Here is a 15,412-nt window from a genome sequence, read left to right on the forward strand (position 1 = left end):
CCTCTTGCGCCCCGCTTCAGGACTGTGCAGAATTTACTATGGATATCAGGGGGTTAGAAGCCCTCCGGTTTACGCAAGACACTGCAAGGAAATGCAAAATTCTCCCACAAGGGGAGAAGGAAGTAAGCTCACCCCTTCAATCTCTCCGCGTGCCAGTGCAGATGATCGCTCATGAACGTCGAGATGAAATAATAGCTGTGGTCATATCCCGCCTGCCGCCGCAGCGTCAGCGGGATGCTCGCCTTGGCGCAGGCGGCCTCCAGCAGCTCCGGCTTGAGCTGTTCTTTCAGGAAATTATCGGCCTCGCCGACATCGACCAGAAAGCCGGAAAACTTCGCGCCGTCCTCGATCAGCGCCACCGTGTCGTGGTTGCGCCAGGCATCCTTATTGGGGCCGAGATAGCCGGTCAGCGCCTTGATTCCCCAGGGCACCTGTGAGGGTGCGACGATCGGCGCGAATGCGCTCGCGGCGCGGAAGCGGTGCGGGTTGCGCAGCGCGACCGTCAGCGCGCCGTGGCCGCCCATGGAGTGGCCCATCACCGATTGCCGCTTGGCATCGACGGGAAAATTTCCCGCCAAGAGCTTGGGCAATTCGTCGGTGACATAGCTCCACATGCGATAATTGCGCGCGAACGGCTCCTGCGTGGCATCGACATAGAAGCCGGCGCCGAGACCGAAATCATAGGCATTATTGGCATCACCTGGCACGTCGGGGCCGCGCGGCGAGGTGTCGGGCGCGACGAAGATCAGGCCGAGCTCGGCGCAGGCCCTGCGGAATTCGCCCTTCTCGGTGACGTTGGCATGCGTGCAGGTGAGGCCGGAGAGATACCAGACCACGGGAAGCTTGGCGCCGTCGGCATGCGGGGGAACATAGACCGAGAACACCATGTCGGTGCCGGTCGTCTGGCTCGCATGGCGATACACGCCCTGCACGCCGCCGTAGGATTTGTTGGTCGAGACAGTCTGGATCGTCATGCCTTTTGCTCCGTGGCATCTAACCACATCAACATTGCAACGCTTGTGTGACCGAATTTGCGGCGGTGTGTTTCGTCAGGCGACGCCGCTGTCGATCGCCAGCCGCACCAGCTCGACCGAGGTCTTCACGCCGAGCTTCTGTCGCATGATCGAGGAGGTGTTGGCCACCGTCTTGTAGGACGACTGCACCAGCCAGGCGATTTCGGACAGGCTCTTTCCGGCGCTGAGCAGCCGCAGGATCTCCATCTCTCGCGCGTTCAGCTTCGACAGCGGGCTTTGCGCGAGCGTCGGCCCAGCGAACGCGATACTGCGCGCGATCGCGGTCGGCAGATATGTGCCGCCGGCTCCGACCGCGCGGATCGCCTCGACGAGGTCGTCGGGGTCGCCGGTCTTTGAGACGTAGCCCTTGGCGCCGCACTCGATCGCACGCGCAGCGAAAGCCGGGTCGTCGTTCATGCTGAACATGATGATGCGCGCCTCGGGCGCGCGCTCGAGGATGCGGCGCGCCAGCTCGAAGCCGGAAACGGTCGGCAGGTTGATGTCGATGATCGAGAGGTCGGGGCGCTCGACGATGAAGATGCTTTCGCCGTCCTCGGCGTCGGCGGCCTCCAGGATTTCGATCTCGCCCTCGTCGGCCAGCACGGCACGGCAGCCGGAGGCCACGATAGGATGATCGTCGACGATCAGAATGCGCATAGGCGTTCCCCGTGACAGTGCCGGACTCTTTATTTCGCGCCGCATGATCCCGAATGAGGAAACGTGTCTCATGTCGGATCATGCAACCCGGCCGGGATTGCTGTACGCTTTCGATTAGATATCGGGCGCTTCGCCCCTGTCAACGTCATCGGACAGGTGCGGCCCAACCTTCGCGAGACACGAGCAGCATCAATGTGGCAAAATCTATCGTTGCGTGGGCGCATCAATCTGCTGCTGGCGCTGTTGCTGGCACTGGGGCTCGCCGTCAATATCGGCCGGCAGGTCGCGGAAGCAGGTCCCCGCGTGCAGGCCGAGGACCAGAGCGTGATCCGGCTTGCGCGCGAGTTCATCGAGATGATCGTTGCTGATCTCAATGAGGCGCCCGATCCCGATGCCAGGCTGAACCAGATCGCGCGCGATCTCAGCCGGCTCCGCCATGTCAGCATCGCCCTGATGGATTCCAGCGGGAGCCCGCTGACGCCACCCCGTCCTGATACCGACGACGACGCGCGCGGGCCGCCCGCCTGGTTCGTGAGTCTGGTTCATCCCGAACAGACCGCGGTTAGTGTGCCGGTCTCGGTCCATGGCAAGCCCGGCTCTCTCCTGATCACCTCGCATCCCGATGACGAGATCGCCGAGATCTGGGACGGCATCGTGACCCAGCTCGAGGTCGGCTCGGTGATCGCGCTCGCCCTGTTTTTCCTGATGATGACGGTGGTCGGCCGCGCGCTCACCCCGCTGCAATCCCTGGCGGACGTGATGGCCGAGCTCGAAGGCGGCCGCTATGAGGCGCGCGTCGCGCCGGGCGGCGCGCCGGAGCTGGCCGCGATCTGCACCAAGCTCAATCACCTGGCCGCAACGCTCGGCGAGGCCGTCGAGGACAAGCGGCGTCTTGCCGAGCGCGCGGTGTCGCTCCAGGACATCGAGCGCAAGGAGATCGCGCGCGAGTTGCACGACGAGTTCGGGCCCTATCTGTTCTCGCTGCGGGCGCATGCCAGTGCGCTGGCGAAGCAGGCGGACGGGCGCGACCCGAGTGCGCAGGCCGTGCGAAAACACGGCAGCGCGATGATGGAGCAGATCAACGCGCTCCAGCAGTTCAATCGCCGCGTGCTGGAGCGGCTTCGCCCCGTCGGCCTTGCCGAGCTCGGCCTGCGCCAAGCGCTGGAATCGCTGTCGCGGCTGTGGCGGGAGTCGCATCCCGACGTCGCGATCGAGACCTCGATCTCGCCCGCGCTGGGTCCGACGACGGGCGAGACGGCCGATCTCACCATCTACCGGATCGTGCAGGAGGCGCTCACCAACGTGTTCCGCCACGCTGGCGCGACTTCGGTCAATGTCGTGATCGAGCCTGTCGAGCAGGCCGGCGGCCGCTCCTGTGCGCGGGTGCGGATCAGCGACAATGGCCGCGGCATGGAGCCAGGCCAGAAGCTCGGCTTCGGCCTCGTCGGCATGCGCGAGCGGATCCTGGCGCTGGGCGGCACGCTTAACGTCGTCTCTGGCGACGGCGGACTGACCTTGGAGGCGCTGGTTCCCACAGTGGTGTCCTGATTACATCGGGAAAAATTCCCGATTTGGCCGGGAAGGCGGGTTCGGATATTGCCCGACCTTTTGTGGCTGGTGCATGGGCTCTCGCCGATTACACTCGTCTCGACCAAACGGCGACATCAAAACAGCCGGGGGGTGGGGATGGGAAGGCTGGGATGGGCAAGCGTCTTTGGTTCAAGCGTCTTTGGTTCAAGCGTCGTTGGTTGATGGCCTCGGTTTCGACCGGGCTGGGGCTGGTCTGCGCGAGCCAGGCCGGCGCCGCGCAGGACGAGGAGACCAACGTCCAGAACCTGCCGGCGGTCGAGGTGACGGCGCCGCCGTCGACACCGAGGCGCACCGCGCCTTCGCGCCCGGTCGCGCGCGTGGCGGGAGCATCGTCGTCCGCACGCCCTAAGACGCGCATCTACGTCTACCCGACGGCCCCCGGAGCCGGCAGCGCCATCGAGGTCGACAAGATTCCAGCCAGCATCAACGCGGTTGATGCCAACCAGATCAGGCGCACCCGCTCGCCAAATATCGCCGATGCCCTGCAGCAGTATGTGCCCGGTGTCAGTATCAACGAAGTGACCGGCAATCCATTCCAGCCCGATGTGCAGTTTCGCGGTTACGTCGCTTCACCTCTGGCCGGCACGCCGCAGGGCCTTGCCGTCTACCAGAACGGCGTGCGCATCAACGAGGCGTTTTCCGACATCGTCAATTGGGATTTGATCCCGACGGCAGCGATCCGATCGGCAGTGGTCGTGACCAATAACCCCGCGTTCGGCCTCAACGCGCTCGGCGGCGCCATCGACCTGCAGATGAAGGACGGCTTCAACTATCAAGGGGCCGAAATCGACGTCATGGGCGGCTCATTCGGCCGCATCCAGGGCTCTGCACAATGGGGCAAGCAGGTCGACAACAACTGGGCGGTCTACGGAGCGCTCGAAGGCATTCACGACAATGGCTTCCGCAACTTCTCGGCATCGGACGTGCGGCGCTTCTACGGCGATGTCGGGTACCGCTTCGAAGGCAACGAGTTCCGCCTCAATGGCGGCGTCGCCAACAATTCCCTGGCAGGACCCAGCACCGTTCCGGCCGAATTGCTCCAGCAATATTGGGGGGCGACCTATACAACGCCACAAACCATTTCCAACAAGGTCGGCTATCTCAACCTGACCGGCAAGGTGGAGGCGACGCCGACCTGGACCTTTGAGGGTACGGCGCATGTGCGGGCCTTCAAACAGAATACCGTGGACGGAAATCCGACCGATACGGTGCCCTGCGACGCCGATGCGACACTGCTTTGCTTTGGCGATGTCGACCCTTTGACTGGCCTCCAACCGTCGGCCAATGGCCTCAATGGCGTTCAGCTCGCCAATACCTTTGCGCCAGGTGCCATCCTCAGCGAGATCGATCGCACCAGCACGAAATCGACCACGTTTGGCGTGTCCGGGCAGGCGACCAACAGCGATCAGCTGTTCGGTCATGAGAACCGCTTCGTGGTCGGCGCAAGCTATGATGTCAGCAGCACGCGTTTCACTGGTAGCGCCGAGTTGGGCACCATAGGCACGAACTATGTCGTCTCGGGCAGCGGCATATTCCTGGGCGCCTCCGGCGAACCGACTAAGATTGGCCCTGTGTCCCTTCGCACCGTCAACCAATATCACGGGCTCTATGCGCTCGACACGTTCAACGTGGATGAGCGCTTCGCGATCACGGGAGGTGGGCGGTTCAATGCGGCCCATATCTCCCTGATGGACCAGCTCGGCACGGCGCTCAACGGCGATCATAACTACGATCGATTCAATCCGATCATCGGCGGCACCTACAAGATCACGTCCGAAGTGACCGCCTATGCGGGCTATTCCGAAGCCAACCGGGTGCCGACGCCGCTCGAACTTGGCTGCGCCGATCCGGCGAGGCCTTGCATCATCGGGCAGTTCCTGATCGCGGACCCGCCCCTTCAGCAAGTCGTATCCAAGACCTTCGAAGCGGGCTTCCGCGGCACCAAGGAATTGAACATCGGCTCGCTCGGCTGGAAAATCGGTGCCTACCGTGCCACCAACTACGATGATATCCTCGCGACCCCAATTCCGGGCCTGACGGGCTTCGGCTTCTTCCAGAACGTCGGACGGACGCGCAGGCAGGGTATCGAAGCCGAGGTGAGCCTGAAGTCGAATGTGCTTCAGTTCCAGGCGAGCTACGCATTCCTGGATGCGCGCTTCCTCGATGCGCTGACGCTTGGCTCAGACAGCCCGTTCGCCGACGCAGGCCACATCCAGGTCTTGCCGGGCAATCACATTCCGCGCCTGCCGAGCCACCTCATCAAGGCCAGTGTCGAATATGCTGTTACCGACGTGTGGAAGGTCGGGGGCGACGCGCTCTTTGTTTCCAGCCAGTATTTCGTCGGCGACGAGTCCAACCAGTTTCCGCAGCTGCCGTCCTATACCGTGTTCAATCTCCACACCTCCTACCAAGTCACCAAGAACGTCCAGCTTTACGGTCGCGTCAACAACATCTTCGACAACCGCTACTCGACCGTCGGCACCTTCTTCGACCGCGAAGCCTTGCCCAATTTCACCAATGGCGGCGCAGAATTCACCGACCCGCGCTCGCTGAGCCCGGCAAGGCCGCGCGCGTTCTATGCGGGCATGCGGGTGACGTTCTAGGTCGTCTCAATGCCTACTCAGCTATCGCCGCGCGCGGGCTTCCTGCCCTCTCCTCTTGTGGGAGAGGGTGGCTCGCCGCATAGCGACGAGACGGGTGAGGGGTATCTCTCCGCGAGTCCACTCCAAGTATAATTCGCGGAGCCGACCCCTCATCCGGCGCTTCGCGCCACCTTCTCCCACAGGGGGAGAAGGGAAGGCTATCATGCCGAGCGTTCAGTAATCCCAGAACACCGGCACCCACCGGAACGCATCGCCGTCGGCCGCGACCCGACCTACGGACGGGAACGGCAGGTGCGTGGCCACCAGCAGCCCTCCGGTCTCAACCAGCTCCTTGAAGAGCTGAACCCGGACGCGGGCCGCTTCCTCGGGATCGTGCTCGAACCCGTTGTACCAGTCGGGGTGCTCGAATCCGACTGCGAACACGGCATCGCCCGCGAACATCAGCCGGTCGCCGCCGGACACCACTCGAACCACGCTGTGTCCGGGGGTGTGACCGCCGGTGCGACGGACGACGACGCCCGGGGCAATCTCATGCTCCTCATCGAACTGGCGCAGCTGACTGCCGTATTCCTTCACGAAACGCTTGGCGGCCGAGCGAAGCGCATCCGGGAATCCCGGCGGCATGGAGACGTGGGAGAAATCGGGAGCGTTCCAGAACGTGACCTCGGCGGCCGCCACGTGGATGCGCAGGTCCTTCCGCAGCCGCTCCTTCACGCCGTCGACCAGCAACCCGCCGACATGGTCCATGTGCATGTGGGTGAGCACCACGTCGGTCACGGACGAAAGATCGATGCCGGCGGCCTCCAGTCGCTTGATCAACTGCCCGGCCCGCGGCAAGTGCAAGTCCGGGTCGAATCCCAGCCCGGCATCGACCAGAATGGTCTGCTTGCCGCTCCGCACCACCACGACGTTCAGCGCCCAATCGAAAGCGTCCGGCGGCAGGAACATCTCCTTCAGCCAGGCCGCCCGGGCGGAAGGATCGACATTGTGGGCCAGCATGGCGGTTGGCAGCGGCAGCACGCCGTCGCTGACCACCATCACGTCGATGTCGCCGATCTTCAGCGCATAGCGCGACGGGACCAGCTCTTCGGGCTTCGACTTCACGGCGGATGAGGTGTTGTGCATGCTCATGTTGGTCTCCTGTTTCAGGGAGAAGACTTCCGGCTGGTCATGGTTGAGCAGGCCGCGCCGCCGGGAGAGCGCGGCTGCCGTCGCGAGATGCGACTAGAGGCTGGTCACGCGTTCCGGATCGGCTGATGCTAACGCCGCGGCGCGCTCGGCGCGGGGCGGGTAGATCCAGACGGTGTTGATCTCCCGCTTGGTCTTCTTGGCGACGTCGCCGACCAACTCGACCGCGCGCTCCCAGCCGCGCGTGAACAGCGCGCCGGCTTCGCCGAGATCGAGGCAGGTGACGTAAGCCTTCTGGTGATAGGGCCTGGTCGCAACGCCGAGCAGCTCGGCGGCGGCGTTGTTGCCGGCAAAGGCGCCCATGCGCGTCGCGTGCTGGCAGGACATCAGCGCGTAATTGCCGTCGCCATCGCATGCGGCCCGTGCGGCATCGCCGGTGGCAAAGACGCTGGGGATGGCGGGCACGCGCAGGTCGCGGTCCACCAGCAGCCGGCCGAAATTGTCGCGCTCGGCGGGAATCTGCGCCGTCAGCGGCGCGGCGCGGATGCCCGCCGCCCACACCACCGTTTCGGTTTCGATGTGCTCGCCGGTCGAGAGCGTGACGCCGGATTTGTCGAGCGAGGCAACGCCGGCGCCGAGCCGGGTCTCGACGCCGAGCTCGCGCAGCGCCTTCTCGATCACGGGGCGGGGACCTTCGCCCATGTCGGGGGCAACCGCGCTGTTGCGCTCGACGATGATCACCCGCGCCCTTGAATCCTTGCCGAGGATCTGGCGCAGACGCGCGGGCAGTTCGGTGGCCGCCTCGATGCCGGTGAAGCCGCCGCCGGCGACGACGACGGTGTCGCGTCCGTTGACGGCCGGCCGGCCGGCAAGGCCGTGCAGATGCTTGTCGAGTGCGATCGCGTCATCGAGTGAATCCACGCTGAAGCCATGCTCGGCGAGGCCTGGAATGTTGGGACGGAACAGGCGGCTGCCGGTGGCGACCACCAGCCGGTCGTAGGACAGCATCTTCGTGCCCCTGGCCGTGGCGATCTGCACCGTCTGCGCCTTGGCGTCGATCGTCTCGGCGCTGCCCTGGATGTAATCAACGTCGATCGCCTCGAGGACGTCGAGCAGCGGCGCCGTCAAGGTTTCCGGCTTCGGCTCGTAAAGCCGCGGGCGGATCACCAGCGTCGGCTGCGGTGCGATCAGCGCGATCTGGAGATCGTCGGGCGAAACACCCTGAATGTCGCGCAGGCGGGCGGCGGAGAGGGCGGCGTACATGCCGGCGAAGCCGGCACCGATGATGAGTAGTCGCATGTGATTGTCTCCCATGTTTGGTTGGTTCGAAACGCGCGCGCCATCGTCGCCGCTCGATGCGAGCGGAGCCTGTTGCGACCAGTGATGACGCGAAGAGGTGAGACGGAGGGCGCCGGGCCGTTACGGCGCGGTGCAGTTCGGTAGCGAGGACAGCAGGGCGGGGCCCTCGCAAGCCGCGCGGCAGCTGCGCGGGCCCAGCGGCCAGCCGCGCAGGGCGACCGGCATCGCGGGCTTCCCGAGCCAGCCGCGATCGAGCAGGATCGACGTCACGGCATTGGCGCTTCGTGGGCCCTGTAACCCCGCCTCTTCGGCGATCGGCGAGGTGAAGCGCACCGTCAGCGAGAGCCCGTAGACGAGCGCCGAGGCGGCGGCCTTCCGTTTCGGTGCGATTGCAAGCTGTTTCCAGTCCATCGTTCGTCTCCGTCCGGATGATGTGACGTTGCGATCTTTAGCGAACCGGATAGTCGACTGCGCCAGAGCGATTGCCGCCCCTGTCGAGAGATTGCTGCTACCGCATGCGCCTGCGCCAATCGCTCGGCGTTTCGCCCGTCAGCTTCTTGAAGGCCGCGGCGAAGGCGGTCTGCGAGGAATAGCCGAGCGCTGCGGCGATCGAGACCACCGGCTCGTCGCTCCCGCGCAGCATGTCCATGGCCTGCTCGAGCCGGTGCTGGCGCAGCCAGGCATGCGGCGAGAGCCCGGTGCTCTCCTTGAAGGACCGGCAGAAATGGAAACGCGACAGTCCGGCGTCGGACGCGAGCGCCGAGAGCGAGACATCTGCATCGCTGTCCGAGCGCAGGCGTTCGATCGACCGGCGCAGGACCGAAGGCGAAAGACCGCCGATGATCGGCTGCGGCGTAGCCGCAACGCCCGCATGGGCGGCCAAGAGCCGCGTGGCGAGCAGATCCGTCAATTGTTGCCTGAACAGCGCGTCCAGCGCGGCGCTGCCTTCGAGCGAGTCGGCGGCGCTCAGCAGCAGCCGCGACGTGATGGCGTCGGGATGCCCGGTTCGCTCCAGCAGATCGCCGGGGTTCGTCGTGTTGGCCTCGTCGGCGATCCGCAGCAGCGTCCGCTGCGGAAGATAGAGCTGAACGACATGCATCGGGCGGTGGATGTCCCATCGCGATGTCGAGCCGGCCGGAATGATCGTCACGACCCCGGGACGCGCCGTCGAAATCGCGGCCGTCCTTCCCGTGCGACGCTCCAGCGCCTGCGAGCCGGCGGGATAGGCCATGACGACATGATCGGCCATGGGCTCGACGGTGTCGTGCAGCGGTTCGTGCCTCCAAAAGGCGATGGCACCGCTGTTGCAATCGGAGGCCATGCGAAGCGGCTTCGTCTTGAGCACGCGTGCCATCTCGGCATCGGCGGCGCGACGCTCGGACGTCGCGTGATCGTCCGGCCTTGCGCCAAGTATGGGTGGCAAGCCCTTGGGGGAGGGATTGCGCATGAGTGTGGTGCTCCCGGTCATTGCGTGGCTCCTCCCGATCGCTTCGAGCTCAGATCAGGTGTCCGTGTTTCTACGGGTCGAGCGCGTTCTAGGCGCTGCCCGGGCCGAGCGTCTTGCCTGAAGCGCCCATGCTTTGCCCGATCCTGCTCCGAGCCGGCGCGCGCTTTCGCAAATGCCCGATGCGCAGCGCCGCGTCGTCGCGGTGCCGGTTTCGTGAGAGGAATAAATTCGCTGAAAAGGCCGGGTGCCGGCGGCCGAGGCGGGGCCCTTGGCCGGCGGCACCGTGGGCGGACGGCTTGCACAGAATATCCCGCCTCCGGCATGATAGGCTCGGAGGTTCACGTCACCGTGTCATTGAAGAATCCGGACGCAGTCGCGGCCATCGTTGCAGCGCTTCGGCACGTTTACGGTGACGAGGTCGCGCGAATGATGCTCGTTGGCGGCATGAGCCTCGCCACCCTGATCGATGCGATGTTTTCGGCGCCCTTGACGCATCGACAGGCCGTCCGGGCGATCACCGACGGATTGGACGATTTTGTCATCTCCCCGGACCTGGGTCTGATGTGGCACCTCAAGTACATCTATGGAGACGAGCCCGGTTCGCTGGATGTCGTGGACATGGAGATCGCCACGATGAACGGCACGCTGGCGAGCAAGGACGTCTGGCTGCGTCTGTCCTCCTAGAGCAGAACTCGGCCCGGTCTTGAATTGATCTATGTCAACGCTGCCTCTCCTCCGGTGCTCACGTCATACAGGGCGGCGCATGCGGCGGCTTTCGCCGCCCGTCAGTTCGCAAGCGCCCTTGGGGAGGACCGTCATGCGTCACAGCCATCACCGTTCGATCAAGTCCGTGACCGTTGCAGGAATCGCAGCCAGCGCACTGCTGGGATTTGCGACCGTCACGCTCAGTCCGGCTCCTGCTCACGCGGTGGTCTATTGCCAGTACATCGACTATCCCCCGAGCTGCGTCGCCAGGGCCGGCGTCGTGCTCCGTCCGCGTCCGGTGGCACGCGCCGCGGTCCGGGCCGGCACGGCGAGCTCGACCAACTGGAACGGCGGCGTCAATCGCGTCGGCGTGCGGCGATAAATCAGCGCTGGCTTGCGGCGCAACGCCCTCAACGGGCCGGATTCACACGGGCCGCGTGATTAACGGTTTCTTAGCGCTAATCATGCGGATGATCTGCGCGGGAATACCAAGGGAGACTGCTCCCATGCTGAACGACGGTACCTACGCGGCGTGGTACAAGACGCCGCTCGAGCAGGGCACCGGCATCGTCCATGTCGCAGACGGCCAGATCTGGGGCCGCGACAGCCTGATGACGTATCATGGTTCCTGTCAGGTCGACGGCGATCACTTCACCGCGACCGTGTCGACGAAGCGTCATACCGAAGGACGTGATACGGTCTTCGGCGTCTATGATGAACTCACGCTGAACATCGTAGGGACGTGCCCGGGCAAGATCGCGACGTACACGGCGACGGCGGGACAGGCGCCGGGAGTCGTCCTCGAGGGAACGCTGATCCTGACGGAACGGCCGGTGGCGGCACCCGAACGAACGGCGCAGATCCCCGCGTTCAATCCCGACAAGCTTCCAAAATTGCCGAAGCGCTCCCGCTGATCGGCAGCGTGCGCTGATCGGCACATCGGGCGCTTCGACGCGTCGCGCCCCCGGCCGCGCAATTCTGCATCCTCAAATTTCCGCTCCGGCGCTTCTCAAATTGCCCGCCAGGCGTCATTGTGACGCGGACCAGCATCACCCTCGGAGCAGCATCACATGTCGGACAAAGTCTCACGTCGCCAGTTCGCAAAACTGGCGGGATTGTCCGCAGCCGGAATCGCGGGTCCCGTCGAGGTCGCCGAGGCCAAGCCGGAGCCGGCGCCGCGGGGCATGGATGGCTTTCCGCCAGGCTTTCTCTGGGGCACGGCGACTTCGTCCTACCAGGTCGAGGGCGCGGTCAATGAGGATGGGCGAGGGGCCTCGATCTGGGACAAGTTTGTCCGCATCCCCGGCAAGATCGAGGACGGCACCACCGGCGACCGCGCCAATGAGCATTATCACCGCTACAAGGAAGACATCGCGCTGATCAAGGATCTCGGCTGCAAGGCCTATCGCTTTTCGATCGCCTGGCCGCGGGTGTTTCCGGACGGTGACGGCAAGCCGAACCCGAAAGGGCTCGACTTCTACAATCGCCTCGTCGACGAGCTGTTGAAGAACGGCATCGAGCCGTGGGCGACGCTCTATCACTGGGACCTGCCGCAATCGCTGCAGGACCGTTTTGGCGGCTGGCGCTCGACCGAGACCTGCAAGATCTTCGGCGATTATGCGGGCTATGTCGCCGAACGCCTGACCGACCGCGTCAAGAACGTGTTCACGTTGAACGAGAGCGGCCGTTTCGTGCAGTTCGGCTATGGCCTCGGCATCGATGCGCCCGGCGCGACGCTGCCGCAAGCCGAGGTCAACCAGATCAGGCACAACAGCGCGCTCGCGCATGGGCTTGCGGTGCAGGCTGTGCGTGCGCGCGGGCGCCGCGGCACCAGGGTGGGGCCGGCCGAGAACATCGACGTCTGCGTTCCCGCGATCGACACGCCCGATCATGTCCGCGCCGCCGAGATCGCGCTGCGCGAGATGAATGCCGGCTATCTCAACGTCATCATGACGGGCCAGTATACCGACGCCTTCGTGAAATACGCCGGCGCCAATGCGCCGAAATACACCGACGCAGAGCTGAAGATCATCTCCTCGCCGGTCGACTTCCTCGGCCTCAACATCTATGCGCCGCAGAACTACGTGGTGCCGTCCGACCAGGGCGCGGGCTTCATGCCGCTGCCGATCCCGAAATCCTTTCCGCACATGAATTCGAACTGGCTCCGCGTCGCGCCGGAGACGATCTACTGGGTGCCGAGGCTCGCGGCAAAGATCTGGAAGACGGATGCGATCTACATCACCGAGAACGGCACCTCCGGAGAGGACGAGATCTCGCCCGACGGCAAGATCTACGACACCGACCGCATCATGTACCTGCGCAACTATCTCGCCCAGCTCCAGCGGGCGACGGCGGAGGGCGTGCCGGTGCGCGGCTATTTCCTCTGGAGCCTGATGGACAATTTCGAATGGGTGTTCGGGCTGAACAAGCGGTTCGGTCTCTACCACGTCAATTTCGACACCCAGGTGCGCACGCCGAAGCTCAGCGCAAGCTTCTACCGCAACGTCATCGCGAAGAACGCGGCGGGGGTGTGATCTTTTCCATCGCATAGCGTCGTCATGGCCGGGACAAGCCCGGCCACGACGTCCCTGAAGCTTTCGCGCCCGATTTTACGCGCAGCGGAAAATCCGGGTGGGACGCGCGCCCGTCTGCCGCGTTTGAGTCGCCCTGACGCAAGATTGCGCGACAATTGCCGTTTAGCCTGACGGACCAATCGCTTCACAGGCATCACCGCGTCTCACGCGGAACCGGTGCTTCTACTGTGCATGGGGTTGTTTTTCACTTTTTGCAGAGAGGCCGTCCGGCGCCGCAGATTGACTCAACTCGCCCCCTGATTCACAACGCCCCTCAACACGCAAAACAAGAGGACAACGCCCATGACCGACGCACTGATCATCGATGCCTGCCGCACCCCGCGCGGCGTCGGCAAGGCCGGCAAGGGAGCGCTCTCCGGCATTCATCCGCAGCAGCTGGGTGCAACCGTGCTGCGCGCGCTCGCCGACCGCACCGGCATCAACACCGCCGACGTCGACGACATCGTCTGGGGCTGCAGCGCGCAGGTCGCGACGCAAAGCGGCGATCTCGGCCGCATGTCGGCGCTCGATGCCGGCTATGACGTGCGCGCCAGCGCCGTGACGTTGGATCGCTTCTGCGCAAGCGGCATCACCAGCGTCAACATGGCGGCATCCTCGATCATGGCGGGCGCCGAAGACCTCGTCATCGCCGGCGGCTGCGAGATGATGTCGATGGAGGGACGCCGCGGCGGCGGTCCGATGATGATGGACAGCGGCAATCTGCGCCTGCGGGCGAAGCATCCGCAGTCGCACCAGGGCGTCTGCGCCGACGCGATCGCGACGCTGGAAGGCATCACCCGGCAAGACGTCGACGCGCTCGGGCTCGAAAGCCAGAAGCGCGCCGCGCATGCGATCGCGAACGGCCACTTCAAGAAGAGCCTCGTGCCCGTCCATCGCGAGGACGGCAGCCTCGCGCTCGACCACGAAGAATATCCGCGGCCGCAGACCACGATGGAGAGTCTCAGCAGCCTGAAGCCGGCATTTCCTGCCGTCGCCGACTATGCGCTCGACGACAAGGGCACGACCTATCGCGGCCTGATCCTCCAAAAATATCCTGACCTCGACATCGACTTCGTGCATCACGCCGGCAACTCATCCGGCGTGGTCGACGGCGCCGCCGCGATCCTCCTGGCCTCGCCGTCTTACGCCAAGGCGCATGGCCTTAAAGCCCGCGCCCGCGTGGTGGCGATGGCCAACATGGGGGACTCGCCGACGTTGATGCTGAACGCGCCAGTGCCGGCGACGCGCAAGGTGCTGGCGAAGGCCGGGCTCACCATCGACGACATCGACCTGTTCGAGATCAACGAGGCGTTCGCGGTGGTTGCGGAAAAATACATCCGCGATCTCAAGCTCGACCGCGCCAAGGTCAACGTCAATGGCGGCTCAATCGCGCTCGGCCATCCCATCGGCGCGACCGGCTCGATCCTGATCGGCACCGTGCTCGACGAACTCGAACGGCGCGACCTCAGGCGCGGTCTCGTGACCATGTGCGCCGCCGGCGGCATGGCGCCGGCCATCATCATCGAGCGCCTCTAACCAGCCTCCGCTTCACCTCTCCCCTTAAAAACCGGGAGAAGAAGCGGCTGCAGTGCGATCCAACCCTTATTTTTCAGGGTGAATCGCACGCGGTCGTTCGGTCGTCGCTTGTCGAAAGCCGCGAATCAGCTTTAGCAAGGTTGCGTGCGGGCCTTTGAAACAAGGTAAAATCCGCTGCCAGAGGCTTCGTCCGCTCCGGAAGTAGCTAAAAAGCAGGGTTTTTTGCCACAGGGGGCCAAAAAAGCCCGTAAAATCGCGACAAAACTGTGCAGAAGGCTATAGGCCTTCGCCGGTTGGTCTAATATGCAACCGGCAACGAATCAGAGGAGACACGATGCCGACCCAACTTTCCAAATCGCAGTTGATCGAAAAGATTGCGACCGCCACCGAGCTTTCCAAGCGCGACGTCAAGAACGTCATGGAGACGCTGACCGACGTCGGCCACAAGGAGCTCAAGAAGAACGGCCTGTTCCTGGTGCCGGGCTTCGCCAAGTTCGTGGTCATCAAGAAGCCCGCGACCAAGGCGCGCAAGGGCACCAACCCGTTCACGGGTGAAGAGATGATGTTCAAGGCCAAGCCGGCCCGGAAGATCGTCCGCGCCCGCCCGGTCAAGGCTGCCAAGGACGCCGTGGCCTGATAACGCAAAGGCCCCCTCGATGAGAGGGGGCCTTTTGGGGCAGTCGCAAGGGCCTGAGACGGAGGGCTCAACCCTTGCGGCGCTTCACCCGGACCGGGACCGGCGCAAACCGCGGCTCGGGTCCCGCGACCGCATCGCGCACCCGGTCGATGGCGCGATCGAGCAGCTGGCGCAGCCGCTGCGTCTTGCGCGATCTCCTTGCTTTCTCCAGCAGCTTCTTCATC

At 64.5% G+C, this 15,412-nt stretch carries 15 protein-coding genes; 8 read left to right on the forward strand and 7 right to left on the reverse strand.

The annotated features are described in order from the left end of the window. Nucleotides 1–128 precede the first annotated feature (128 nt). Nucleotides 129–974 (reverse strand): S-formylglutathione hydrolase, encoded by an 846-nt coding sequence (gene fghA / locus AAFG16_RS15960; protein ID WP_342739747.1) that lies wholly within the window; start codon nt 972–974, stop codon nt 129–131. 75 nt (nt 975–1,049) lie between these two features. Further along, nucleotides 1,050–1,670 carry a response regulator transcription factor gene (locus AAFG16_RS15965; RefSeq protein ID WP_342739748.1) on the reverse strand — a complete coding sequence of 207 codons (621 nt, stop codon included), beginning with the start codon at nt 1,668–1,670 and terminating at the stop codon, nt 1,050–1,052. Between the two features lie 192 nt (nt 1,671–1,862). Between AAFG16_RS15965 and AAFG16_RS15970 the strand changes: the two genes are divergently transcribed. After that, nucleotides 1,863–3,218, forward strand: coding sequence for a histidine kinase (locus AAFG16_RS15970; protein WP_342739749.1), 1,356 nt, complete (start codon nt 1,863–1,865; stop codon nt 3,216–3,218). Nucleotides 3,219–3,370: 152 nt separating this feature from the next. Beyond that, the gene (locus tag AAFG16_RS15975) at nt 3,371–5,863 is read left to right on the forward strand and encodes a TonB-dependent receptor (RefSeq protein WP_342739750.1); all 2,493 of its coding nucleotides are present in this window, start codon (nt 3,371–3,373) and stop codon (nt 5,861–5,863) included. Nucleotides 5,864–6,076: 213 nt separating this feature from the next. On the opposite strand, the gene AAFG16_RS15980 is transcribed toward AAFG16_RS15975, so the two are convergent. The 4 genes from AAFG16_RS15980 to AAFG16_RS15995 form a co-directional block, all read right to left on the reverse strand. Beyond that, entirely contained in the window at nt 6,077–7,012 is a 936-nt protein-coding gene (locus AAFG16_RS15980; RefSeq protein WP_342740915.1) for an MBL fold metallo-hydrolase, read from the reverse strand. Between the two features lie 75 nt (nt 7,013–7,087). Beyond that, nucleotides 7,088–8,290, reverse strand: coding sequence for an NAD(P)/FAD-dependent oxidoreductase (locus AAFG16_RS15985; protein ID WP_342739751.1), 1,203 nt, complete (start codon nt 8,288–8,290; stop codon nt 7,088–7,090). A 120-nt stretch (nt 8,291–8,410) separates the two neighbouring features. Continuing rightward, nucleotides 8,411–8,701, reverse strand: a complete 291-nt coding sequence (locus AAFG16_RS15990; protein WP_342739753.1) for a hypothetical protein — start codon at nt 8,699–8,701, stop codon at nt 8,411–8,413. 97 nt (nt 8,702–8,798) lie between these two features. Further along, on the reverse strand, nt 8,799–9,758 hold the full coding sequence (locus tag AAFG16_RS15995; RefSeq protein WP_283085380.1) for an AraC family transcriptional regulator: 960 nt from the start codon (nt 9,756–9,758) through the stop codon (nt 8,799–8,801). A 300-nt stretch (nt 9,759–10,058) separates the two neighbouring features. Here AAFG16_RS15995 and AAFG16_RS16000 point away from each other — a divergent pair, with 300 nt between their 5' ends. The 6 genes from AAFG16_RS16000 (at nt 10,059) to AAFG16_RS16025 (ending at nt 15,188) form a co-directional block, all read left to right on the forward strand. Continuing rightward, nucleotides 10,059–10,421, forward strand: a complete 363-nt coding sequence (locus AAFG16_RS16000; RefSeq protein WP_342739754.1) for a hypothetical protein — start codon at nt 10,059–10,061, stop codon at nt 10,419–10,421. A gap of 133 nt (nt 10,422–10,554) precedes the next feature. Further along, entirely contained in the window at nt 10,555–10,824 is a 270-nt protein-coding gene (locus AAFG16_RS16005) for a hypothetical protein (protein ID WP_283085382.1), read from the forward strand. A gap of 124 nt (nt 10,825–10,948) precedes the next feature. After that, on the forward strand, nt 10,949–11,356 hold the full coding sequence (locus tag AAFG16_RS16010; RefSeq protein ID WP_342739755.1) for a hypothetical protein: 408 nt from the start codon (nt 10,949–10,951) through the stop codon (nt 11,354–11,356). 156 nt (nt 11,357–11,512) lie between these two features. Then, the gene (locus AAFG16_RS16015) at nt 11,513–12,976 is read left to right on the forward strand and encodes a GH1 family beta-glucosidase (protein ID WP_342739756.1); all 1,464 of its coding nucleotides are present in this window, start codon (nt 11,513–11,515) and stop codon (nt 12,974–12,976) included. Between the two features lie 342 nt (nt 12,977–13,318). After that, nucleotides 13,319–14,551 carry an acetyl-CoA C-acetyltransferase gene (locus AAFG16_RS16020; RefSeq protein WP_342739757.1) on the forward strand — a complete coding sequence of 411 codons (1,233 nt, stop codon included), beginning with the start codon at nt 13,319–13,321 and terminating at the stop codon, nt 14,549–14,551. A 334-nt stretch (nt 14,552–14,885) separates the two neighbouring features. Continuing rightward, entirely contained in the window at nt 14,886–15,188 is a 303-nt protein-coding gene (locus tag AAFG16_RS16025) for an HU family DNA-binding protein (RefSeq protein ID WP_027528369.1), read from the forward strand. 67 nt (nt 15,189–15,255) lie between these two features. Here AAFG16_RS16025 and AAFG16_RS16030 read toward each other — a convergent pair whose 3' ends face one another. Beyond that, a complete protein-coding gene (locus tag AAFG16_RS16030; RefSeq protein ID WP_283085386.1) occupies nt 15,256–15,411 on the reverse strand; it encodes a hypothetical protein in 156 nt (51 codons plus the stop codon). Nucleotide 15,412 lies beyond the last annotated feature (1 nt).

The sequence above is a fragment of the Bradyrhizobium sp. B117 genome (assembly GCF_038969555.1).
GTDB lineage: Bacteria > Pseudomonadota > Alphaproteobacteria > Rhizobiales > Xanthobacteraceae > Bradyrhizobium.